24 protein-coding genes and 1 pseudogene are annotated in these 22,670 nt (G+C 55.2%); 13 read left to right on the forward strand and 12 right to left on the reverse strand.

The window, feature by feature from the left end; translation table 11 throughout:
* Positions 1-70 precede the first annotated feature (70 nt).
* The 4 genes from ykgO to BJF95_RS11385 form a co-directional block, all read right to left on the reverse strand.
* Positions 71-196, reverse strand: coding sequence for a type B 50S ribosomal protein L36 (ykgO, locus tag BJF95_RS11370; protein WP_007607121.1), 126 nt, complete (start codon positions 194-196; stop codon positions 71-73).
* Between the two features lie 170 nt (positions 197-366).
* The gene (locus tag BJF95_RS11375; protein WP_075639586.1) at positions 367-1,419 is read right to left on the reverse strand and encodes a 5-(carboxyamino)imidazole ribonucleotide synthase; all 1,053 of its coding nucleotides are present in this window, start codon (positions 1,417-1,419) and stop codon (positions 367-369) included.
* Complete coding sequence (purE, locus tag BJF95_RS11380; RefSeq protein ID WP_075639587.1) at positions 1,416-1,916, reverse strand: 5-(carboxyamino)imidazole ribonucleotide mutase; 501 nt, start codon at positions 1,914-1,916, stop codon at positions 1,416-1,418. The genes BJF95_RS11375 and purE overlap by 4 nt, the downstream gene beginning before the upstream one ends.
* Before the next feature lie 38 nt (positions 1,917-1,954).
* On the reverse strand, positions 1,955-2,158 hold the full coding sequence (locus BJF95_RS11385; protein WP_075640290.1) for a YdcH family protein: 204 nt from the start codon (positions 2,156-2,158) through the stop codon (positions 1,955-1,957).
* Between the two features lie 232 nt (positions 2,159-2,390).
* On the opposite strand from BJF95_RS11385, the gene BJF95_RS11390 reads away from it, so the two are divergent.
* Entirely contained in the window at positions 2,391-2,564 is a 174-nt protein-coding gene (locus BJF95_RS11390) for a YdcH family protein (RefSeq protein WP_075639588.1), read from the forward strand.
* A 249-nt stretch (positions 2,565-2,813) separates the two neighbouring features.
* Here BJF95_RS11390 and BJF95_RS11395 read toward each other — a convergent pair whose 3' ends face one another.
* Together BJF95_RS11395 and BJF95_RS11400 are read right to left on the reverse strand one after the other, a co-directional pair.
* Positions 2,814-3,074 (reverse strand): ArsR/SmtB family transcription factor, encoded by a 261-nt coding sequence (locus BJF95_RS11395; RefSeq protein ID WP_075639589.1) that lies wholly within the window; start codon positions 3,072-3,074, stop codon positions 2,814-2,816.
* Between the two features lie 119 nt (positions 3,075-3,193).
* Complete coding sequence (locus BJF95_RS11400) at positions 3,194-3,961, reverse strand: sulfite exporter TauE/SafE family protein (protein ID WP_075639590.1); 768 nt, start codon at positions 3,959-3,961, stop codon at positions 3,194-3,196.
* Positions 3,962-4,149: 188 nt separating this feature from the next.
* Here BJF95_RS11400 and BJF95_RS11405 point away from each other — a divergent pair, with 188 nt between their 5' ends.
* The 6 genes and pseudogenes from BJF95_RS11405 to BJF95_RS11430 all read left to right on the forward strand — a co-directional run bounded on the left by BJF95_RS11405 (position 4,150) and on the right by BJF95_RS11430 (position 11,072).
* Complete coding sequence (locus tag BJF95_RS11405; protein WP_075639591.1) at positions 4,150-4,803, forward strand: thiamine phosphate synthase; 654 nt, start codon at positions 4,150-4,152, stop codon at positions 4,801-4,803.
* An 89-nt stretch (positions 4,804-4,892) separates the two neighbouring features.
* Positions 4,893-5,939 (forward strand): annotated as a pseudogene (locus BJF95_RS11410) (tetratricopeptide repeat protein); the annotation flags it as partial.
* 349 nt (positions 5,940-6,288) lie between these two features.
* Positions 6,289-7,089 (forward strand): inositol monophosphatase family protein, encoded by an 801-nt coding sequence (locus tag BJF95_RS11415; RefSeq protein WP_075639593.1) that lies wholly within the window; start codon positions 6,289-6,291, stop codon positions 7,087-7,089.
* 111 nt (positions 7,090-7,200) lie between these two features.
* Positions 7,201-8,217, forward strand: coding sequence for a flagellar motor protein MotA (locus tag BJF95_RS11420; RefSeq protein ID WP_075639594.1), 1,017 nt, complete (start codon positions 7,201-7,203; stop codon positions 8,215-8,217).
* Positions 8,218-8,219: 2 nt separating this feature from the next.
* Positions 8,220-9,251, forward strand: a complete 1,032-nt coding sequence (locus BJF95_RS11425) for a peptidoglycan -binding protein (RefSeq protein WP_075639595.1) — start codon at positions 8,220-8,222, stop codon at positions 9,249-9,251.
* Positions 9,252-9,425: 174 nt separating this feature from the next.
* Positions 9,426-11,072, forward strand: coding sequence for an FAD-binding dehydrogenase (locus tag BJF95_RS11430; protein WP_075639596.1), 1,647 nt, complete (start codon positions 9,426-9,428; stop codon positions 11,070-11,072).
* Positions 11,073-11,078: 6 nt separating this feature from the next.
* Here the strand turns inward: BJF95_RS11430 and BJF95_RS11435 are convergent, their stop codons facing one another.
* Positions 11,079-12,881: an ABC transporter transmembrane domain-containing protein gene (locus BJF95_RS11435; protein WP_075639597.1), complete on the reverse strand. Its 1,803-nt coding sequence runs from the start codon at positions 12,879-12,881 to the stop codon at positions 11,079-11,081.
* 189 nt (positions 12,882-13,070) lie between these two features.
* Between BJF95_RS11435 and rpmE the strand changes: the two genes are divergently transcribed.
* Positions 13,071-13,292 (forward strand): 50S ribosomal protein L31, encoded by a 222-nt coding sequence (rpmE, locus tag BJF95_RS11440; protein WP_075639598.1) that lies wholly within the window; start codon positions 13,071-13,073, stop codon positions 13,290-13,292.
* Between the two features lie 53 nt (positions 13,293-13,345).
* On the opposite strand, the gene BJF95_RS11445 is transcribed toward rpmE, so the two are convergent.
* Entirely contained in the window at positions 13,346-13,726 is a 381-nt protein-coding gene (locus BJF95_RS11445) for a GFA family protein (RefSeq protein WP_075640291.1), read from the reverse strand.
* Positions 13,727-13,941: 215 nt separating this feature from the next.
* Between BJF95_RS11445 and BJF95_RS11450 the strand changes: the two genes are divergently transcribed.
* Positions 13,942-14,853 carry a PhzF family phenazine biosynthesis protein gene (locus tag BJF95_RS11450; RefSeq protein ID WP_075639599.1) on the forward strand — a complete coding sequence of 304 codons (912 nt, stop codon included), beginning with the start codon at positions 13,942-13,944 and terminating at the stop codon, positions 14,851-14,853.
* Positions 14,854-15,001: 148 nt separating this feature from the next.
* On the opposite strand, the gene BJF95_RS24050 is transcribed toward BJF95_RS11450, so the two are convergent.
* On the reverse strand, positions 15,002-15,157 hold the full coding sequence (locus BJF95_RS24050; protein ID WP_175577242.1) for a hypothetical protein: 156 nt from the start codon (positions 15,155-15,157) through the stop codon (positions 15,002-15,004).
* 126 nt (positions 15,158-15,283) lie between these two features.
* On the opposite strand from BJF95_RS24050, the gene BJF95_RS11455 reads away from it, so the two are divergent.
* From BJF95_RS11455 to BJF95_RS11470, 4 genes are all read left to right on the forward strand, one after another.
* On the forward strand, positions 15,284-16,576 hold the full coding sequence (locus BJF95_RS11455) for an MFS transporter (RefSeq protein ID WP_075639600.1): 1,293 nt from the start codon (positions 15,284-15,286) through the stop codon (positions 16,574-16,576).
* A complete protein-coding gene (locus tag BJF95_RS11460; RefSeq protein ID WP_075639601.1) occupies positions 16,573-16,770 on the forward strand; it encodes a DUF1192 domain-containing protein in 198 nt (65 codons plus the stop codon). The genes BJF95_RS11455 and BJF95_RS11460 overlap by 4 nt, the downstream gene beginning before the upstream one ends.
* A 452-nt stretch (positions 16,771-17,222) precedes the next feature.
* The gene (rcdA, locus tag BJF95_RS11465; RefSeq protein WP_075640292.1) at positions 17,223-17,738 is read left to right on the forward strand and encodes a protease adaptor protein RcdA; all 516 of its coding nucleotides are present in this window, start codon (positions 17,223-17,225) and stop codon (positions 17,736-17,738) included.
* Between the two features lie 391 nt (positions 17,739-18,129).
* Positions 18,130-19,113 (forward strand): flagellin N-terminal helical domain-containing protein, encoded by a 984-nt coding sequence (locus tag BJF95_RS11470; protein WP_075639602.1) that lies wholly within the window; start codon positions 18,130-18,132, stop codon positions 19,111-19,113.
* A gap of 227 nt (positions 19,114-19,340) precedes the next feature.
* Here the strand turns inward: BJF95_RS11470 and BJF95_RS11475 are convergent, their stop codons facing one another.
* The 3 genes from BJF95_RS11475 to BJF95_RS24055 all read right to left on the reverse strand — a co-directional run bounded on the left by BJF95_RS11475 (position 19,341) and on the right by BJF95_RS24055 (position 22,666).
* Complete coding sequence (locus tag BJF95_RS11475; RefSeq protein WP_075639603.1) at positions 19,341-20,366, reverse strand: class I fructose-bisphosphate aldolase; 1,026 nt, start codon at positions 20,364-20,366, stop codon at positions 19,341-19,343.
* Positions 20,367-20,555: 189 nt separating this feature from the next.
* A complete protein-coding gene (locus BJF95_RS11480) occupies positions 20,556-21,758 on the reverse strand; it encodes a phosphoglycerate kinase (protein WP_075639604.1) in 1,203 nt (400 codons plus the stop codon).
* Between the two features lie 83 nt (positions 21,759-21,841).
* A complete protein-coding gene (locus tag BJF95_RS24055) occupies positions 21,842-22,666 on the reverse strand; it encodes a TIGR00282 family metallophosphoesterase (RefSeq protein ID WP_175577243.1) in 825 nt (274 codons plus the stop codon).
* Positions 22,667-22,670: the final 4 nt, after the last annotated feature.

Consider the following 22,670-nt stretch of genomic DNA (forward strand, 5'->3'; position numbering starts at 1 on the left):
TTCTGCATTTCACAGCCAATCTGCGTTTTTGTTGGATAACGCAGTGCTCCATAAAGGAGAGAATTGGCAATCAGCCCTGACGAGCTTTGAAACGAGGGTTCATCTTGTTGATGATGTATACACGGCCCTTGCGGCGAACCAAACGGTTGTCGCGGTGACGAGCCTTAAGCGCTTTCAGCGAATTCTTGATCTTCATTTTACGATCCGCACGGTTGCCAGGGAATTATTATATTCCGCCGGGAAGTAATAGATTGAAAGCACGCCTTGAGGCGCGCTGGTTCAGGGTTGGTGGCACATACCCCGGCTAAACCCTCCATGTCAACCGCAAACGCTGCAAATCAACAGGCTCAAGCCGGTTTTTTGGGCTTAAAACAGTTCGGTCACATGCCCCATTTTGCGGCCGGGGCGCGCCTCGGCCTTTCCATAGAGGTGCACAACCACGTTGCGCTTTGCCAGCCAGTCGCTAAGCGCATCAATGTCGTCACCAATAAGATTTGTCATGATGCAATCGGAATGGCGGTTGGTGGCTCCCAGCGGTAAGCCAGCGACGGCGCGAATATGCTGCTCGAACTGGGAGATCACGCAGGCCGCTTCCGTCCAGTGGCCGGAATTGTGCACGCGGGGTGCCATTTCATTGGCAATCAATGTGCCATCCGCCATCAGGAAAAATTCAATGCCGACCACGCCGACATAATTCATGCCTGAGAGCAGCTTTGCCGCTGCCTGACGCGCCATCTCTGCCGTTTGGGCAGAAATGTGAGCGGGCAGGGTGGAGGTGTGCAAAATGCCATCCCGATGCACATTCTCGGCCGGATCATAGCAGGCAATGTCGTCGTCTTTTGTTCTGGCGGCAATGATCGAAATTTCGCGCTCAAAAGCAATGAAGCCTTCAAGAATCAGCGGCACGGAGCCAAGTGCTGCATAACCGCCATTGGCATCATCGCCCTTGCGGTAGACCCGCTGACCTTTGCCATCATAGCCGAAACGACGGGTTTTTAGCACACCTTGACCGCCAAACTCGGCAAGAGCTGCTTCCAGATCGGCCTGACTGTCCACCGCGCGGAACGGGGCTGTGCTAATGCCACTGGCGTTGAGAAACTGCTTTTCCAGCAGACGGTCTTGTGAGACTTCCAGCGCCTTGGCAGGGGGGTAGACGGCAATTGTGCGTTCAAGGGCGGTCGCTGCCTCCACCGGCACATTTTCAAATTCATAGGTGATGACATCACATTGTGCGGCGAGTGCTTCAAGAGCCGCAGGATCGGCATAATCGGCAACGATCTGCTGATTGGCCACCTGTGCTGCCGGGCAGTCTGCCTGCGGTTCCAGCACAATCGTCTTGATGCCCAGTTTGGCGGCCGCCATGGCCAGCATGCGGCCAAGCTGGCCGCCGCCGATAATTCCAATTGTCTGAACGCTCATGGTGCCTCGTCGGTGGGATAGTCTGCAACAGCGGCGGTCTGGGCAAAGGTCCAGTCTTCCAGCCGCTCAAAAAGATCTTCGTCATGCAGGGCCAGCACGCGGGCCGCCAAAAGGGCGGCATTGACGGCACCGGCGCGGCCAATGGCCAGCGTACCAACCGGAATGCCGGCTGGCATTTGCACAATCGAATAAAGGCTGTCCAGACCGGACATGGTTTTGGATTGCACCGGCACGCCAAACACTGGCAGCGATGTCATGGAGGCCACCATGCCCGGCAGATGAGCGGCACCACCGGCTCCGGCGATGACCACCTGAAAGCCTTCATCGCGGGCTCCCTTGGCGAAAGCCACCATGCGATCCGGTGTGCGATGGGCGGAAACGATGCGCGCTTCATAGCTGATGCCCAAGGCATCGAGCGTGTCTGCGGCGTTTTTCATGGTTTCCCAGTCAGACTGGCTTCCCATGATGATGGCAACGGGTGGTCTTTCGTCGTGCATGGGCGGCCTTCTCCTCCTTAAGCACTCAAGTCTTGGGCTCAGGCAATAATGTCGGGTATCATCTGATCTTCTAAAGATGTCAGCCTGTCCTTGATCGCAAGCTTCTTCTTCTTCATCCGCTGGATTCTGAGTGCGTCGCAGCCAACCTTGATCATCGCATTGATAGCCGCGTCATAGTCTTCATGCTCCTGACGAAGACGTGCGAGCTGAAGCCTTGTATCTGCCTCTTCCTGATCCGCCATTGTGCTGTCCCCAATCTTGCTCTGCTGCATCTTCATCTGATGCAAATTGTGATCGCGCAAGCTCCTATCATTAAACAGCGGTAACGGGAAGTTAGCCGTAACCACGAAATTGCCGCTGTTATTCCTTGTTTTGACCTTAGACAATCGCAGCGGATCGTGTCACACTCCTGTCGTAAACCAAAGAGCTCCAGCGATGGAAGCTGGAGGTGGAAAAAAGGAAGGACGAAATCAGATGACCATTCAGGCTCATATTGAATCGCTTGCCAAGAAACATGAAGATCTGGAGGATAAGCTTCATGTTGCCCTTTCCTCACCCTCAATCGACGATGCCGAAATTTTGGAAATCAAGCGTAACAAGCTGCGCCTCAAGGATCAAATGCAGAAATTGAAGTCGACACGACATTGATCGCGCCGCATTTCGCATCTTGAATCGCGTTTAAGCTCCTGCGTGCTTGTTCATCCGCTCTCGGCTTGAACATCAGGCATGCAGCGGTGACAATGGTCACCGTGGCGCTCGTCATCATCACTGGTGAGAGCAGCTTAAGGGCATGGCGCAACATGCGAAACACCGAGTTTAAAATTATCAGGCTTCGAAGTGCTGATCGCCTTCGGAGCCTTTTTACAAACTATGATAGATGACAGAAAATCGAACCGGTCAGGACCAGAACTGGTCGAGCCAAAGGTTCATGCGGTTAAAGCCCGTATTGTTCACCGAGTAAACCCGCTTTGTGCCGTCATTGGCCACGGTGACCAGGTTGCAATCGAGCAAGGCCTTGAGATGCTGCGACACAGCCGGGCGGCTGATGGGCAGGCCTTGCGCCAGATCATTCACTGTTTTGGGGGAACGCCGCAACTGTTCCAGCAGGTAGCGGCGATTGGGGTCGGCAATTGCTGCGAAAGGATCTGTTGTGGTCATGGCGAAAAGCTACGCCATGACTTTTTATTAAGCAAGTACAATTGTGTGAAATTGCAAATACAATTTTACCTCGATTTAGGCCTTGGTGAAGTGACCGGGGCTGCCGCTTGAAACGGCAATTACAGCAAGGCCAATCCATCCCACAGCAGTTTCAACCCCGCCAGCAGAGTCGCGCCATAGATCAGCGGGTAAAAAACCTGCGGTTTAAGTCGTCGCACAATGAAGGCTCCGGCCATGGTGGAAAGAAATGCCAAGGGCAAAAGCGTCAGCGATGCGGTGAAGTTTTTGAGATCCAACTGCCCCAGCGCCACATAGGGGATGATTTTGATGGCGTTGAGAATGGCAAAAAAACGCACGCTGGTGCCGGTATAGGCTCTGGGATCGAGCTTGAGGGGTAGGGCGTAAATCTCAAAGGGTGGGCCACCAGCATGGGAGATGAAGCTGCCGTAGCCTGCAATTGTGCCCCACAGCCCGGCGCGAATGGGCCGTTGCGGTGCAGGTTTGATGTCATCATGGCTTAAACCCTTCAGCCGATTGACAAAATAGCGGCCAGCAAAAATCACGGTGATGGTGCCCAGCACCAGCCGCATGGCGTCCGCAGGAACGATATTGGAGGTCATCCAGCCAAGGGCAATGCCGATGATGCCGCCGGGAAGCAGTAAAAACAGGGTCTTGCGGTCATTGTGCATGCGCCAGGCATAGAGCGCCACCCAATCCATCACGATCAGGATCGGCAGAAAAATCGCTGCCGCCTGCATGGGAGAGACCGCAAGGGCCAGAAGCGGAACGCCCAGCAGACTGAAGGCACCACCCAACCCGCCTTTGGACAGGCCAACCAGCACAACGGCGGGAACGGCTGCGAGAAAGAACGTCAGATCATGCAGCATGGGTATATTTCTTGGTTTTATCTGGCATTTTATGGTGTCCTGCTGCTGAAGAGCGCTATGGCTTTTGCAATTCATGCTGACGGAATTATGCAAGAGTGTTGATCCTTGCGTCAGTCCGGTCTATCGAATTCCAACATTTGTGGCGAGACCTTTCGCCGACGCCAACAGAAAAGAAGACGGAAACCACCATGAGCAAACAAGAAGACCGCTGCCGCCTGGTTCTCATCACGCCACAGATGAGTGATGGGCACGCGCTGGCCACTCTGGTGGGCGATGCGTTGCGCGGTGGCGATGTGGCGTCTGTGATTATTCCGCAATATGATCTCGACGATGGTGCCTTCCAGGTGCTGACTGAGGCGGTGGTGCCGGTGGTGCAAGAGGCGGGTGCCGCAGCCCTTGTTGTTGATAACAGCCGGGTTGCAGGCCGGGTGAAGGCCGATGGCCTGCATGTGATTGGCAATCGCGAGCTTGTGGCCGAGATGGTGGAAAAATTTTCGCCCAAGCTGATTGTCGGGGCAGGTGGGGCTTCTGAGCGCCACACGGCACTTGAAGTGGGCGAGGCAACCCCGGATTACATGTTCTTTGGCAAGCTGGATGGCGACATCAAGCCGGAAGCGCATTCCAAAAATCTCGCACTTGGCGAATGGTGGGCGTCTATGGTGTCCATACCCTGCATTGTTATGGGTGGTGCTGATCCTGCCTCTGCTTTGGCGGTTGCCGAAACCGGAGTTGAATTTGTGGCGCTGTCGAAGGCAGTTTTTGCCGATCCAGCCGAGGCTGCAACCATTGTGGCCAGAATAAATGCGGAGCTTGACGAAAAAGCGCCACGGTTTGCAGATTGAAACCCTGTATGACCTTTGATCCTGTCGGTAAATTGATGAGACTGTCTGCCTGCGCTGGCCTTTTGCTGGCGGCGTCAAGCGTGGGCGCGATGGCGCAAAAGGCCGATGGTCATGCAGGCCCGGCTGCCGGGGCCGATGCAGCACTGGCGGATAAGGCACTGGCGGATAAGGCAACGCAACCCACGACGGGTGCGGATGCAGGCCGTATGCAAAGGCCAGGCGCGGGTGAGACCCCACCCTCAGCCGGGGTGACGCTCATGGAGCGCATGGGCATTCCGCTACCGCCGCTGCCGCCGGAAAAGCCTTACACCGGCAAGGTCGATCTGGCCTATGGTGCCTTCCAGCGCGGGCTGTTTGGCACGGCGTTTGATTATGCTTTGCCGCTTGCCGAAAAAGGCGATCCTGCATCAGAAACCCTGATTGCGGAATTGATGAGCCGTGGTCTTGCGGTGAAAAAGGATATGAAGGGGGCTGCCTTCTGGTATGCCAAGGCCGCCAAGGACGGCGATCCGGCCGCCATGTTCAAATATGCGCTGATCTTGCTGGAAGGTGTGTACGCGCCCAAGGATAATGCGCTCGCGGATGACTATATGCATAAGGCCGCGGACGCCGGCAATGCCTCTGCCCAGTTTAACTGGGCGCAGATTCTGGTGTCACAAAACCCCGGCGTTAAAGGGCTGCATCTGGCTTTGCCATATTATGAAAAATCGGCCGAACAGGGCATTGCGGATGCGCAATATGCCGTTGCCCAGATCTATCGCAATTTGTCGGATTTGCCGCAGGAAAAACGCGACATGGCACGCGAATGGCTGGTTCGGGCCGCCCGTGCCGGTTTTGATACCGCGCAACTGGACATGGGCATCTGGCTGATCAACGGTATTATGGGGCCACAAAATCTCGACAACGGCTTCAATTGGCTTCGCATTGCCGCCAACCGTGGCAATGTTGCAGCCCAGAATCGTCTTGCCCATGTGTATGTTGCAGCCCTTGGCACGCGGCCAGATCCGGTTGAGGCCGCAAAGTGGTTTATCCTGTCGCGCCGCGCTGGCTTGAATGATCCCAGCCTTGAAGACTTTTATCTGGGCCTGCCCACAGCCCAGCAAAAACAGGCGATTGAGGCTGCCAACAAATATCGGGTTGGCCACAAAGCAGCGCAAGTGCAGGCACCCACGACCCAAAATAAGGCGCCTCCGCCAAAACCCGAAACCGCTCCGGCACCGTCCAATGCCGCAGTCGGGCTTCCGGGGGTTTCTGTGCCGCCTGTTGGCGGCTATGTGCCACAAAATGATGCCCCGGATGATGAAAACACCAAGGTTGAGCCGCAAGCACCCGATGCCAAGCCTGCTACCCCTTGAATTTCGCCTTTTTTTGTGGTCTTGAACCGGCCAAACAACAGAAGCCACAGATGCAGGCTTTGGCTGCGACCGCTTTTTGCATGATGGTGGTCGGCGGCATATTTGCAAACAAGATCTAAGGATACAATGTATGGCCCGCTCAGCCCTCCTTAATGTCATGGTTCAGTCGGCCATCAAGGCCGGTAAATCGCTTTCAAGAGACTTTGGCGAAGTTCAGAACCTGCAGGTTTCTGTGAAAGGCCCCGGCGATTTCGTGTCGCAAGCCGATATGAAGGCTGAGAAGTTGCTGCGCGAAGAGCTTTTGAAGGTTCGCCCCACCTATGGTTTTCTTGGTGAAGAGAGCGAAGAAATCAAAGGCACCGATGGCGCGCATCGCTGGATTGTTGATCCTCTGGATGGCACAACCAATTTCTTGCACGGTATTCCGCAGTTTGCCGTGTCGGTGGCGCTGGAGCGCAATGGCGAAATCGTCGCTGGCGTGATTTTCAATCCGGCCACCGACGAGTTGTTCACAACAGAAAAGGGCGGCGGCGCGTTTATGAACGATCGCCGTATTCGGGTTGCTGCCCGCAAGGCGCTGTCAGATTGCGTTGTTGGGTGCTCGGTGCCACATCTGGGCCGGGGTAACCACGGCAAGTCGCTGGTGGAGATTCGCCATGTGATGGGTGAAGTGGCTGGCATGCGCAGCTTTGGGGCTGCCGCCCTTGATCTGGCCTATGTCGCGGCTGGCCGTCTGGATGGCTATTGGCAAAGTGGTTTGAATGCCTGGGATATTGCTGCAGGCACGCTGCTGATTCGTGAAGCCGGTGGCTTCGTCAGCGATCTGACGGGCGGCAATGATTCTTTGACACGCGGCGATATTGTCGCTGGCAATGAATATATCAAGAAAGCCCTGTTGGAAGTGGTCACACGTCCGCTGCCATCGGCTTGATTTTGGGTCAATTTATCGGCTCTCGTCAAAATGTCGGGATTTCGCTTCAATTTGGCTTAAAGTTGAAATAGCTTCCAGCTATCTGGGAGCTACCATGGAGATGTGGCGCATATGACGGATCTGGATGTGGACGCACCGGAAGCGCGAGAGGCCCGCTACGGCTCGAAATTATCGAGCCCTGCTCCTATCATTCTGACGATGCTGATTTTTCTGATCATCATCGGCTTTATTGCGGCTATTCTATTTCGGCAGGCGGAGCATGCCTTTTATACCAATCCCGGTTTGAACGGGTTGATTTTGGGTGTGCTGGCCGTCGGTATTCTGCTGATTTTTGGCCATGTGATTGGCCTGATCTCGGAAGTGCGCTGGTTCAACCACTATCAGGCGGCAGGCACGGTCGATAAAGTTGCGCGTGAGCCAACGCTTTTGGCCCCGATGCGCTCGCTTTTGGGCAAGCATCGCTCTGTTGCGCTGTCTGCGGCTCTGCTGCGCTCAATCCTGGATTCCATTGCCACCCGTCTCGACGAATCGCGCGACACCTCGCGCTATCTGATCGGTCTTTTGGTGTTTCTCGGCCTGCTCGGCACATTCTGGGGCTTGATTGGCACCATTGGTTCGATCAGCGGCGTCATTCAGTCGTTGGATGCCGGGTCCGGCGGGCAGGGCAGCGATGTGCTGCAAACTTTGAAAAATGGCCTTGCGGCCCCGCTGGCGGGCATGGGCACGGCGTTTTCGTCCTCGCTGCTCGGCCTTTCCGGCTCGCTCATTCTTGGCTTTCTGGATTTGCAGGCGGGCCGCGCCCAAAACCGCTTTTATACCGAGCTGGAAAACTGGCTGTCGTCTGTCACCGATGTGGGGGCAGAAGTGCGCACGGCACCGGATGGCGTCTCGGACCAGACCATGAACCGTCTGCTGGAGCAGATGAAAACCCTCTCGACCCAACCTGCTGCTGGCAATGATCGCAATGCGGCGGCGCTGGCCGGGTTGGCGGATGGCATTCAGGGCCTAGTGAAAAACATGCGCAACGAGCAGCAAATGCTGCGCGACTGGATTGAGGCGCAGCAAGAAGATGCGCGCGCCATGCGCAAAACGCTGGAGCGGTTGAACGACAAGCTTGGGAGCAAATAGTCATGGCTCTTGGGCGCAACCGCAGGCGCGAGCGCGGCGGCGATTACTGGCCCGGCTTTGTCGATGCGCTTTCGACATTGCTGATTGCCATCATGTTTTTGCTCACCGTGTTTGTGGTGGCGCAATTTGTGCTCAGCCGCGAAATCTCCGGCAAGGATGAAGTGCTGAACCGCCTCAACAGCCAGATTGCAGAATTGACGCAAATGCTGGCTTTGGAAAAAAGCGGCAAGCAGGATCTGGAAGACACGCTTGCCAATCTGCAATCCTCCTTATCAACGTCGGAAAGTGAACGCTCTCGCCTGCAAGCGCTTTTGGATGCGGGCAGCGGCACGTCTGCGCAAGCGCAAGTGAAGATCAATGATCTTACCGGCAAGCTGAACGACGAAAAGCAGGTCAGCTCCCGCGCCATGAGCCAGATTGAGCTGCTCAACCAGCAGATTGCAGCGCTTCGGGCGCAAATTGCTGCCGTTGAGCAGGCTTTGCAGGCATCAGAAGCCAAGGACAAGGATTCACAGGTCAAAATCACTGATCTGGGGCGTCGCCTCAATGTGGCGCTTGCGCAAAAAGTGCAGGAGCTGAACCGCTATCGCTCTGACTTTTTTGGACGGTTGCGTGAGATTTTGTCGGATCGTCAAAATATCCGCATTGTCGGCGACCGTTTTGTCTTCCAGTCCGAAGTGCTGTTTCCCTCGGGCAGTGCCGATATGAACCCGAATGGCCAAGAGGAAATGGCCAAACTGGCCGCCGCCCTGATTGATCTCTCCAAGGAAATTCCATCAGACATCAATTGGGTGCTGCGCGTGGATGGCCACACCGACAATGTACAGATGTCCGGCAATGGTCGCTATGCCGACAATTGGGCACTCTCGGCGGCGCGCGCCATCTCGGTGGTCAAATTCCTGATTTCCAAGGGTGTTCCAGCCGAGCGGCTGGCGGCAGCTGGCTTTGGCGAGTATCAACCCATTGCGCCGGGCGATACGCCCGAAGCGCGGGCTCAAAACCGCCGTATCGAGTTGAAGCTGACTGAGCGTTGATTGTTTTCAGCGTTTCAGAAAGCCTGCGTCAAACCTTTGGTCCGAAAACCGGTTTCCACTTTTCGAACCAAAGCTGTCGCCCAAAAGCAGTGTCCCCCATAGAAATTTACCCCGATACTTGCCAAGTTTTGACGTTTGCGTAAAGGTAAATGTGTCGAGCCTTGGGAGGGGATGATGGACAGATTTGATGTGATCGTGGTCGGGGCGGGCCTTGCGGGGCTGGTGGCTGCGATTGAAGCTGGGATGCGTGGGCTCAAAGTCTGCGTGTTGGATCAGGAGGGGGAGCAAAACCTCGGAGGACAGGCTTTCTGGTCGCTCGGCGGATTGTTTTTCATCAACAGCCCAGAGCAGAGGCTGATGCGGATACAAGATAGCATTGATCTGGCGCGGCGCGATTGGCTTGGATCAGCCGCTTTTGATCGGGATGACGATCTTTGGCCGCGCCGCTGGGCTGAGGCCTATCTGCATTTTGCCGCGGGCGAAAAACGCAGCTGGCTGCATCAAATGGGCATGCGCTGGTTTCCGGTGGTGGGCTGGGCAGAACGCGGCGGTGAAAAGGCGGATGGACATGGCAATTCCGTGCCGCGCTTTCATGTGACATGGGGGACAGGGCCGGGGGTGCTGGCACCCTTTGTCAAACGGGCAAGGGCTTTGCAAGACGCCGGATCGATCACTTTCAAATTTCGCCATCAGGTGGACCGGCTCATTCGTCAAGGGGAGGCGGTCACGGGCGTTTCCGGCACTGTGCTGATGGCAGACCCCGTGCAGCGAGGCCAGCGCAGCAGCCGCGATGCGGTGGGCGATTTTGAACTGCAAGCCGGAGCCGTGATTGTCACCTCGGGCGGCATTGGCGGCAACCATGATCTGGTGCGTAAAAACTGGCCTGTGGCGCGGCTGGGCACGCCGCCTGCCAGCATGGTCTGTGGTGTTCCGGCCCATGTGGACGGGCGCATGCTGGCCATTACCGAAGCGGTCGGTGGTGCTGTGATCAATCGCGACCGCATGTGGCATTACACCGAGGGCGTGAAAAATCATGACCCGATCTGGCCCAATCACGGCATTCGCATCTTGCCCGGTCCCAGTTCATTTTGGTGTGATGCCGATGGGCGGCGTTTGCCAGCCCCCGCCATGCCGGGGTTTGACACGCTTGGCACATTGAAGATCCTGCGGGAGCGCGGCAGCGATTACAGCTGGTTTATTCTCACCAAAGCCATCATCAAGAAAGAGTTCGCGCTCTCCGGCTCCGAGCAAAACCCGGACCTGACCGATAAAAATATTCCCTTGCTGCTCAAGCGCCTTGGCAAGCAACCCACTGGCCCGATTCAGGCCTTTATGGATCGCGGCGAAGACTTTGCTGTTTCCGATACGCTGGAAGAGCTGGTGGCGGCCATGAATGCGATTAGCGGCGAAAACCGGCTCAACGTGGCGCATATCCGCGATCAGATCGAGGCCCGCGACGGGCAAATCACCAATTCCTTCAGCAAGGACGCGCAAGTGACGGCTATTCGCGGTGCGCGCAATTATCTGGGCGATAAGCTGATGCGCACAGCCAAGCCGCATCGATTGCTGGACCCCGGCCAAGGGCCGCTGATTGCCGTGCGGCTGCATATCTTGACGCGAAAAACCCTGGGCGGTCTGCAAACGGATTTGAAGGGCAGAGTGCTGGATGGGGAAGGGCTACCCGTTTCCGGCCTCTATGCGGCTGGCGAGGTCGCAGGCTTTGGTGGCGGTGGCATGCATGGCTATAATGCGCTGGAGGGCACGTTTTTGGGTGGTTGCCTGTTTTCTGGCCGGATTGCCGGCCAGAATGTCTCTGTCTGAGCCGGGTTATTTTGCCGGTGCAAAATCGTCTTCGATGGTTGAGTGAAATTGCAGGCGGGCCAGTTTGGCATAGAGCCCGCCTTGCTGGATCAGGCTTTGGTGCGTGCCCTGTTCCACCACCTGGCCGTCATCAACCACCAGAATGCGATCGGCTTTCAGCACGGTCGCCAGGCGATGAGCAATGACAATGGTGGTGCGATCCTGCATCAGCCCATCCAGCGCCTTTTGCACCAATGTTTCGCTCTCAGCATCCAGCGCCGATGTTGCCTCATCCAGCAGCAGCACGGGTGCATCTTTCAAAATGGCGCGGGCAATGGCAATGCGCTGGCGCTGACCACCGGAGAGCGTAATGCCGCGCTCGCCAACTTGCGTGTCATAGCCCGCTTCCAGCCGGTCGATAAACTCTGCGGCTTGCGCTGCACGGGCGGCATTGACCACAGCGTCGCGGCTGGCAGAAGGGTTGCCGAAGGCGATGTTATCGTGAATGGAGCCGGAAAAAATCGTCACTTCCTGCGGCACAATGGCCATGCGGGCACGCAGGTCTTCCAGCGCGACCTCGCGGATGTCCATGCCATCCAGACAGAGCTTGCCGCTAATGGGATCATAAAAGCGCAAAATCAGCGAAAATATCGTGCTTTTTCCAGCGCCCGATGGGCCAACGATTGCCACGGTCTCTCCTGCCTCGACGGCAAAGCTTAACCCTTTCAGGGCCGACCGATTGGGGCGGCTGGGATAGGAAAACTGCACGTTTTCAAACCAGACTTCGCCACGCGCGGGCATGGGCAGGCTTTTGGGCTTTTCGGGCGAGCGCACGGCCGAGACTTCTGCCAGCAATTCGCTCAAGCGCTCAGCCGCACCCCCCGCCTGCATCAATTCGCCCCAAACTTCCGACAATTGCCCAAGCGAGCTGCCAGCAACGACCGAGTAGATCAAAAACTGGCCCAGCGTGCCGGGGGTCAGCGTGCCAGACAAAACGCCCTGCGCGCCATACCACAGAACGCCAACAATACTGCTGAACACCATGGTAATGGCAACGCCGGTGAGAACGGCGCGCGAGCGCGTGGCAACGCGGGCGGCTTCAAAGGCTTCCTCAACGGCAGCACCATAGCGGGCATCGGCTGCTTTTTCGCCATTAAAGGCCTGCACGATGCGCGATGCGCCAATGCTTTCGCCTGCAAAGGCAGATGCGGCTGCCAGTTTATCTTGTGCCAGCCGCGAGCGGCGGCGTACGGAGCGACCAAAGGCAATCAGCGGAAACACAATGATTGGAATGGCCACCAGCACCAGCACAGATAGCCGGGGGCTGGTGTACACCATCATGATGATGGCCCCAATGCACATGATGGTGTTGCGCAGCGCGACCGATGCACTCGCTCCGACCGCAGATTTGATCTGGGTGGCATCGGCGGTGAGGCGCGAGACGATCTCGCCCGATTGGTTGATGTCGAAAAAGGCCGGCGACAAGCGGCTGACATTGGCAAACACTTCACGGCGAATATCTGAGACGATCCGCTCACCAATGGTAATGACATAATAATAGCGCAGCGCGCTGGCGGCGGCCATGATAATGGCCAGCACAATCATCATGGCGAAATACTTGTTGATGAAGACGGAATCAGAAGAGGCAAAACCGTGGTCGATCATGCGGCGCACGGCAAGCGGCAGGATCAAGGTGGTCACTGCGGCCAGGGCCAGAAAAAACAGCGCTGCAATCACCATGCCCCGATAGCGCATGAGATAGGGCGCAAGGCGGCCAAGAGGCTTGATGGACCGGCGTTTTGGAGGCTCTGATGCAGCAATTTCAGACAATGCGACGTTCTCCTCATCGGCCGTGTCGACTGTTGCGTCGGGGGCCTTGTTATCTCTGTGACCTTCATGTATAGGCTGCCCATCAAATTGGGAAGCTTAGACAGAAAATGTCTATGGCTTCATGTATTGAATTGGGTCGGCTGACGCAATTGCGGCAAATAGACCCCCCGGCACAGCAGGAAAAGCGTCATGAAGGCTAACATTCATCCAGACTACCACAAGATCAAGGTTGTTATGACCGATGGCACCGAATACGAAACCTTCTCCACATGGGGTTCCGAAGGTCAGGTCATGAACCTCGAAATCGATTGCAAGTCCCATCCAGCATGGACCGGCGGCAACCAGCAGCTGATGGACCGTGGCGGTCGTCTCTCCAAGTTCAACAAGCGTTTTGGCGGCCTCGGCCTCTAATTCCCTTGATTGTTTAAAAAAAGCCGGGCTCTGCTGTGCAGACCCGGCTTTTTTTATTGAGCATTTTGCGGCAAGCCATCTGTGATGTCGTAGTAATCGCCCTTGTCGGCAACGAAGATATGCAGCTCAAGCTGTGTTTTTGTTGGGCTGTCAAATGCGCCCATTGCAACAGCAATCCAGTCTTTATGAGGTGGATCAAAAAACAATGATGCGCCGCAAGTTCCGCAAAATCCCCGCCTGACTTTCTCAGAGGATTGATACCAGCGAAGATGATCGCTGCCTTCAATTGTGATCGCGTCTCGCGCCACCTCGGTGGAAGCAAAATAATGCCCGGATGTTTTACGGCATTTTGTGCAGTGGCAGGCATCTGGCGGCTTTAATTCACCGCTGATCTGGAATGTGACGGCACCACACAGACAAGAACCAACATACATTGCACGCTCCATTTCCTACTGCTCTTCAAAAGGATGCGTTTGGGCCTCAAAATCCATCGAGTGGCTTACAGCATGTCACATTTTTTCGTGTCACCCTCTCAATTTTCTTGGTTAACGCATAGCGCTTTTTACAATACTTCCAGCAAAACTAAAGCATCGGTCCAAAAAGTGGAATCTGGTTTTCAGCACGATGCTCTCGGGGAGAATTGATTGCCATGAATGCCATTCCTTTTGTTATTCTTGATGTGTTCACCACGGAGCGCTTTAGAGGCAATCCGCTGGCGGTTATTCTGGATGGTCGCGATATTTCGAGCGACCATATGCAGGCCATCGCTGCCGAGTTCGGTTATTCCGAAACGAGTTTTGTGCTTCCTGCGCAAAATCCCGCCAACACGGCTGAGGTGCGGATTTTTACGCCGGTTGCGGAAGTGCCTTTTGCCGGGCATCCCAATGTGGGAACGGCGATTGCGCTGGCAGAGCAGGGTGTGCTGTTCGGCAAGACCTTGAGCGATGAGATGCGCTTTGAGGAAAAGGCAGGCCTTGTCACAGTGCGGCTTGAGCGCAAGGGCGATCAACCGTTGCGCGCCACTATCCGCGCTCCGCAGGCGCTCACTCTTGGGGCAGAGGTGGCTGTGTCTTCGCTGGCAAGAGCAATGACCCTTGCCGAGAGCGATATTGTCACCACTTGTCACATGCCGGCCTTTGTCTCGGTGGGGTTAAAATTTATCGTTGCGGAATTGGTTGATCTCGCGGCTCTTGGCCGCGCAAAGCCGGATTTGTCAGCACTTGGTGATCTCGTCAAGGATTATGCCGATCAACAGACGGACGGGTCTACATTTCTCTATTGCCGCGTGGCAGAAGGGCATATTCGCGCTCGGATGTTTGCACCATTTGATAATGTCCCGGAAGATCCCGCCACCGGCAGTGCCTCTGCCGCATTGGTTGCTTACCTGACGCAGCTCAGACCTGAGGCGGATTTCAGCCAGACGATGTTGGTTGAGCAGGGTGTCGAAATGGGACGTCGCAGCCTGGTCACCATTCATGCGCAAAAGCGCGGTGGCCTTGTTGAAACAGTTGATATTTCAGGTGAGGCGGTTTGCGTTATGAAGGGACAAATTTTGCGCTAAAGCCCGTCGCAGCGAATAGGATTCACTGCGACGGGCTTTAGCTCTTATTGTGTCGCATGTACGTTATCGTTTTAGTGAGGACAATAAAACGCGACATGCGCTAGATCACCGTGCAGACAATCGCAATCGGACCAGAGCTGTAGCGCCTTCATGGCCTGAGCAGCAGCGTCAGACACCAGATAATGAGCGCAACAATGGCCAGCCGCCAAAAATCGCGGCGTCGGCGCAAGAGGGGAAGGTCAAGCGGGCGAATGATCTGCACGGCCATGGCCAAAATGAAGAAAATGGAGATGGCTTTGATCATTTTCGCTATCCGCTGCTTGCAATAAATCCTTCCTTAGGGAGGACATGTTCTGATCTTACGCTATATCTCAATGCTGCGTTACTGTTACGGTTTCGACATTGCAAGCACGTTTGAGAAGTGGATAAAATGGCCAGAAAAATTTTCCCCGTTATCTCCCTATTGCTCGGCACCCTTTTTCTGTTTTTGGGAAATGGTTTGCACGGTTTGCTTTTGCCGGTTCGCGGCTCGGCCGAGGGCTATTCCAACGAAGTTCTCGGCTTGCTCGGCACCTCCTGGGCCACCGGCTTTGTGCTGGGCTGTTTTGTGGCACCCAAAGTGGTGATGCGCATTGGCCATGTGCGCGCCTTTTCAAGTTTCATTGCTGTTATCGCTATCATTGCCCTGATGACCGGCATCGTTGTTGAGCAAACCTCTTGGGTGTTGCTGCGGGCGCTGACGGGTTTCTGCACGGCTGGCACCTCGATGATTATTGAAAGCTGGCTTAATGAACGGGCCAGCAATGAGAGCCGTGGGGCGATTTTTTCCTTCTACATTTCTGTCACGCTGATGGGGGTTGTTGGCGGACAGATGATGGTGGCCTTTGGCAATGTGCACACGCCCATTCTGTTCATGATTTGCGGCATTCTCTATTGTCTGGCCATGCTGCCCACCACTTTGTCGAATGCGGCCTCTCCACGGCCCTTGAGCTCGGTCAAGCTGGACCTGCCCAGTCTGTTTCGCAATTCGCCCGTGTCCTTTGTTGGCATTTTGCTGATCGGTATTGCCAATGGTGCTTTCGGAACATTGGTCGCCGTCTTTGGCGCGCGGATCGGGTTGCCGGACGTGACAATTGCAGCGATGCTGAGCATCACGATTTTTGCAGGGGCTGCGGCGCAGTTTCCAGCGGGTCGCCTGTCCGACAAGGTCGATAGACGCTATGTTCTGGCCGGTATTGCGGTGATTGCAGTGGTTGCTGCGTTGGTTTTGCTGTTTGTCCAGCCGGCAACAGCCATTGTTCTCATTCCGATTGTTGCCATTTACGGGGCGGCGGCCAACTCGCTCTATCCCATCGCCGTTGCCCATGCCAATGACTATGCCGACAGCGGCGATTTCGTCAAAGTGTCGGGCGGGCTGTTGTTGCTCTATGGTATCGGCACGATTATTGGGCCAACCATCGGTGGTCCGGTGATGACCCATCTCGGGCCACATGCCCTGTTTATTGTCACCGCCATTGCCCATGCCATGCTGGTCGCCTATGCGATTTTCCGAAGCCGTTTGCGTCCGGCCTTGCCGCCGGAAGAGAAAGACAACTTTGCCCATGCCCATGGTCCGCTTTCAACCATGACGGCCACGCCACAATCGGCCAATCTTGATCCAAGGTCCGATCGGGCTGACACAGATCGTGCGGACATGGGTGATGATACCAAGGAGAATGGATAGTGTCATTTGACCCAGATCGACCCATCAAAAAGCCGGAGCATGAGGTGGGATGCGACCTTTCCCTGCTGTCTGTGGATGAGCTTCAAAAAAGAATCACTTTGCTGGAAGAGGAAATTATCCGCCTCAAAATGGCCTGTGACAGTAAAGAAGCAGGTAAAAAGGCTGCAGAATCGCTGTTCAAGGCCTCGAAGTAGTCCGATTTGGATCGAAATATTACAGCGCCTGTTGAAGCAGATCCGTGGAAAATCGCGTCTTGGTGGGGCAGAAACAGGCCCTTTCAGGCATATCAGGACACAGTATTAACCAAAAATTATGCATTATATGAGAATTTATAAACTATCCGGTTCTTCTGGATGCAGATTTTTTCCCATTTTAGGAAAATAGTCTGATTTTTCTCCCTGTTTTACCTTGAGAGCCGCTTTTGCGGCTCTTTTTTTACGTCAGCCGACTTGTGGCAAAACTGTGGGAATTAACCTTTTCTTAAGAAACGACTTGCGGATTTGCGCTATTGGTAGCATCTTGAAGTCCAAGCAATGATACTTAAAAAAGTCCAAACAGCGGTGGATGTTTTCATGCAGCGAGGACTGGGCTTTCTTTTTGGTCGCGCTACCTTAATTAGTGATGCGTAGGACAGGGGTTAATGTCGATGTCAGAACTCGGATTGAATACGGTTAGCTTTGCAGGCCGCGCAGCCGCGTCGCCGCAGTTCAAGGTAACCTATGCTGAGGGAATGGGTCTCGTGGAAGAGACCGCCGCTTATCTGGATGGCCCGGGCCGCTCGGCGGCCAAGGTTTTGCCCCGGATGGCGTCTGTGCTGTATGCAGCAGAATCCATGCGTCTCACCACACGGTTGATGCAGATGGCCTCCTGGCTGCTGTTACAGCGCGCCGTGAACAATGGCGAAATGTCGCGCGATCAGGTGATCTCTGAAAAGAGCAAGGTGCGCCTGGATGGCTTCAACGTGGATCGCAATGCGCCCGGCTGGCACGATCTGCCAGAAGCGTTTCGGGATCTGATTGAGCGCTCGCTGCGCCTGCAAAATCGCATTGCGCTTTTGGATCGTGAAATTTACCGCCCAAGCGACCCATCGATCGTTCCTGATAATCAAAATAGCGTGCAGGCCCAGCTTAATCTGCTGCGTACGGCGTTTGACGCCAGCTAATCATCGACATACCCCGTGTCGGCATGAAACCCGGTTCTGCCCAGCAGCGCCGGGTTTTTTTGTCTGCAATGTTCAGATGCAGATGGATTTGCTGTAACACCAAGCTTTATTGAAGATGTCTCTTGGTATTGCCTTTGTAAATCTCTCACACGCATGGATAGTATTGGAGAAATTTGCAATCCCATTGAGGTGCGAATGCGCCAATATCTTTGTGCTCTGGTAATATGGCGGGTATTCCGCCATTCAATTTCTCTCTAAACGTGTTTTCGTCGTTTTGTTTTAGCAACGTTCTGCTGAAAATTCCTGTTATTTCGAAAATTTACGTTTTATTAGCTGGAATACTTATAATTAAATTCACAATTACATTGATTTGTCGACGCTGGGGGCGCAGATGACAAGCATTAATACAAATACAGCGGCTATTTCAGCTTTGGCGAACTTGCGGCAAACTGATAGTAGCTTAAATGGCATTCAAGACAGGATTTCGACGGGTTATCGCGTTGCAAAGGCGGCAGACAATGCTTCCTATTGGTCAATCGGGACGACCATGAAAAGCGATGATAAGGCGATGGCCGCTGTGGGCGACAGTCTATCGATTGCCGATGCTCTGGTGGATACGGCCTATACTGGTACCAAAGCTATTATTGGTTACGTCAACGAAATTAAAGCACGACTGGTGTCGGCGCGTGAACCGGGTGTTGACAAAGACAAGGTCGGCAAAGAGATCACAGAATTGAAGTCGCAGATTGTTTCGACAGTCAAGTCGTCATCATTCAATGGCCAGAACTGGCTATATGACAGCACATCGAATACGGGGCCCATCGCGGATAATCAATTGAGTGCCGCATTTGTGCGTGGCGCAACCAATATGGTCGGTGTCGGCACCCTGACGGTGAAAGCACCCATCAATTCCAGCGGCGGCCGTGGCATGCTGATCAGTGATCGTGCCGATTTCAATGGCTTGCTGACAGAGCGAAAGGCTGTGTCCCAAGGCGATGGATTTGGCGGCACGACCACCAAGAACTATTTTCTGATTCGTTCGCAAGCGGGTTCCGCTGGCACCGAGGTCACGCTCTCAACCAGCACGGCCGATGTTGATGTTGATGGCATGGTCAGCGCAATCGACTATTACGCACAGACATTGACCGATTATGCCGCCGATCTCGGCGCATCCAAGGCCCGCATAGCCTTGCAAACGAAGTTCAACAATGATTTGCGCGATGCAGTTAATATTGGCGTTGGTAAGTTGATTGATGCTGACATGAACAGCGAGTCAGCCAAGCTCAAGGCGACCCAAACGCAAAAGCAGTTGGGCATACAGGCGCTTTCCATTGCAAACAGCGCAGGCGATTCGATTCTGTCATTGTTCCGCTAGAGTTTGTCGGGGAAACGTGGAATCCGGTTTTCGGCACGATGCTCTTAGGCTTTGTTGCTTTCTCTCCGCACAAACTCAAAACGCCGCTCCCGTGAAAGAGCGGCGTTTTGATGTGATACACTTCCTGTGGCAATCCAGGTGACGCACAAAGGCTTAAAGTAACCCCTCGGGAAGCCGAATTCGACTGTCCCGAAACTCGTCCTGAGAGAACCTCAAAAGCCCTGATATCAAGCGGCCTTTTCGAGATCTTTCTTCCACGATCCCTTGGCAGCAAGGCTGTTCATTTCGGCGCGATGCGCAAAGGCGCGCTGACCGGCTGCAACATTCTCTGAGCGACCGCCCCAAGCCTTCAAAGCGCTGTCTTGCAGAGCGCGGCCGTAAGAATAGGTGAGCGCCCAAGGCATGTCATAGTTGGCATTCATGGCAGACAGATGCGCGCTGGCTTCTTCCGTGCTCTGGCCGCCGGACAAGAAGGCAATGCCGGGAACGGAGGAGGGCACAGTGGCCTTCAGCACCTTCACGGTTTGCTCGGCCACCTGCTCAACCGATGCCTTGCGGGCGTTCTTGCCGTCAATCACCATGTTGGGCTTGAGGATCATGCCTTCCAGCTTGACGCGGGCGTCATAGAGGTCGTTGAAGACCGTGCGCAACACCCATTCGGTGACTTCGGCGCATTTGGCAATATCATGGGTGCCCGGTGCACCATCCATCAGCACTTCTGGCTCAACGATCGGCACAATGCCCGCTTCCTGGCAAAGCGCTGCGTAATAGGCGAGTGCCTGAGAATTGGCCTTGATGGAACCCCAAGTGGGCAAGCCATCGGCAATGGCAATCACGCCGCGCCATTTGGCAAAGCGCGCACCGGCTTTATAATAGGTGGCAAGACGTTCGCGCAGACCATCCAGACCTTCGGTGAGCGTTTCACCGGGGAAACCGGCCATAGGCTTGGCACCGGTATCAACCTTGATGCCGGGAATTGCGCCTGCGGCCTTGATGATGTCCACGAACGGCGTGCCGTCTGCGGCGTTCTTAAACAGCGTTTCTTCATAGAGAATGACGCCGGAGATGCATTTTTTCATTGCGTCGTCAGAGCGAAACAGCATTTCGCGGTAATCGCGACGGCTGGTCTCGGTCGATTCCAGGCCGATTGTGTCAAAACGCTTTTTGATTGTGGATGTGGATTCGTCTGCTGCCAGCAGCCCCTTGCCCTCTGCCATCATCTGGATGGCGATGTCTTCAAGTCTCTCACTCATATCCATTCTCCCGAAAACGTGATGATGGCTAATCGCGTAACAGAAGATTGTGGCATGGGAAATGGGGGCTTAAGTCATTGAAACGATTGAAATCGTTTCAATCGTTTTAAAATTCAAAGTTTTTTTAAAAAAATTAGACGCGACATTTTGTTCCATGTCGCGTCCAGTTTATTTTCACCCGTTTGGGTTTCAGCCTTGCTTGGTCAAAACCGTGACGCCGGGCAATTCCTTGCCTTCCATCCATTCCAGAAAGGCACCGCCTGCGGTGGAGACGTAAGAGAAGTCATCGGCCACGCCTGCATGATTGAGAGCAGAGACGGTATCGCCACCGCCGGCAACCGAGACCAGCTTGCCGTCTTCGGTGCATTTGGCCGCAAACTTGGCGGCAGAAACCGTGGCTGCGTCAAAGGGCGGAATTTCAAACGCGCCAAACGGGCCGTTCCAAACCAGCGTTGCGGCCTTGGAAATCCACTCATTGACCACTTCGACCGACTTGGGGCCAACATCGAGCATCATGGCATCCGAAGGGATGGCTGAAACATCGACGGTCTCATTGGCGGCATTGGCCTTGAACTCGCGGGCAACCACGCCATCCACCGGCAGCACAATGGCGCAGCCCGAGGCTTCGGCCTTGGCCATGATCTGCTTTGCGGTTTCCGTCAGGTCGTGCTCGCACAGCGATTTGCCGACATCGATGCCCTGGGCTGCCAAAAACGTGTTGGCCATGCCGCCGCCAATCACCAGCGCATCAACCTTGTTGACGAGGTTCATCAACAGATCGATCTTGGACGACACTTTTGCGCCGCCAACAATGGCCACCACCGGATGGGCTGGCGCGCCAAGGCCCTTTTGCAGGGCTTCAAGCTCGGCCTGCATGGTGCGACCAGCATAGGCGGGCAGAATGTGGGCCAGACCCTCGGTGGAGGCATGGGCGCGGTGGGCGGCAGAAAAGGCATCATTGACGTAGATATCGCCATTTTTGGCGAGTTCGCTCGTAAAGCCCGCGTCGTTCTTTTCTTCGCCCTTATGGAAACGGGTGTTTTCCAACAGCAAAATGTCACCATTGTTCATGGCAGCAACAGCGGTGGCTGCTGGCTCGCCAATGCAATCGCTGGCGAAAGCAACGGCCTGATCCAGAACTTCTTCCACAGCAGCGACAATCTGGCTCAAGGACATGTCGGCGACAACCTCGCCCTTGGGGCGGCCAAAATGGGCGAGCAAAATAACCTTGGCACCCTTGGACGACAGCTCCTTGATGGTGGGGGCGACACGCTCAATGCGGGTGGCATCGGTGACTTTGCCCTCGGAAACCGGAACGTTGAGGTCTACGCGCAAAAGCACGCGCTTTCCTGCGATGTCGGTGAGGTCGTCAAGTGTTTTGAAAGCAGGCATGGTCAGTTTCCCGTTTTGGAAAGAGATACGGTTTTACGAGGGGACCTTACACCGGTCTGGGCCAGAGGCAAGGCTTGCGCGGGTCAGGCCCAGAAATCCGGGATGGTTTCTGCAAGCCGTGGCCCAATGCGCAAAGGCGCAATCTTTTCGGCAAGGCCCGTGCTGTCGGAAATCTCCACACCCACGCCGCAGAGTGTTGCCGGGCCATGGGCCGCTTCAAACCGGCCTTTGGGCATTTTGGAAATAAACCGGTTCAGCGGCTCTTCCTTTTCCATACCGAGCGAGGAGTCATAATCGCCGCACATGCCAGCGTCAGACATATAGGCGGTGCCGCCGTTGAGGATTTGATGATCCGCCGTTGGCACATGGGTGTGAGTGCCCACCACGAAACTGGCGCGGCCATCGACAAAATGGCCAAAGCACTGCTTTTCGCTGGTGGCTTCGGCGTGGAAATCGAAAATAATCGCGTCGGCCTGCTCTTTCAGCGGGCAGGCGGCCAGAATGGATTCTGCCGACTTGAAGGGGTCGTCCAGTTCGGGATGCATGAACACCCGGCCCATGATGTTGGCTACCAGCACGCGCGCGCCATTGCGGGCATAAAACAGGCCGGAGCCTTTGCCCGGCGTGCCGGCTGGATAATTGGCAGGCCGCAGGAATTGATCATGACGGGTGCAGAAGGTGACGGCTTCTTTTTGATCCCAAACGTGGTTGCCGGTGGTGACCACGTCGGCCCCGGCGTTGATGGTTTCGAGATAAATATCCTCGGTGATGCCAAAGCCGCCCGCGGCATTTTCACCGTTTACAATCACGAAATCCAGTTTCAGATCGGCGATCAGGCCGGGCAGTTTTTCCCAGACAGTCGTTCTGCCGGTTTTGCCTACCATATCACCCAGAAAAAGCAGCCGCATTCCA

This window comes from Rhizobium oryziradicis, from assembly GCF_001939045.1.
Lineage (GTDB): Bacteria > Pseudomonadota > Alphaproteobacteria > Rhizobiales > Rhizobiaceae > Allorhizobium > Allorhizobium oryziradicis.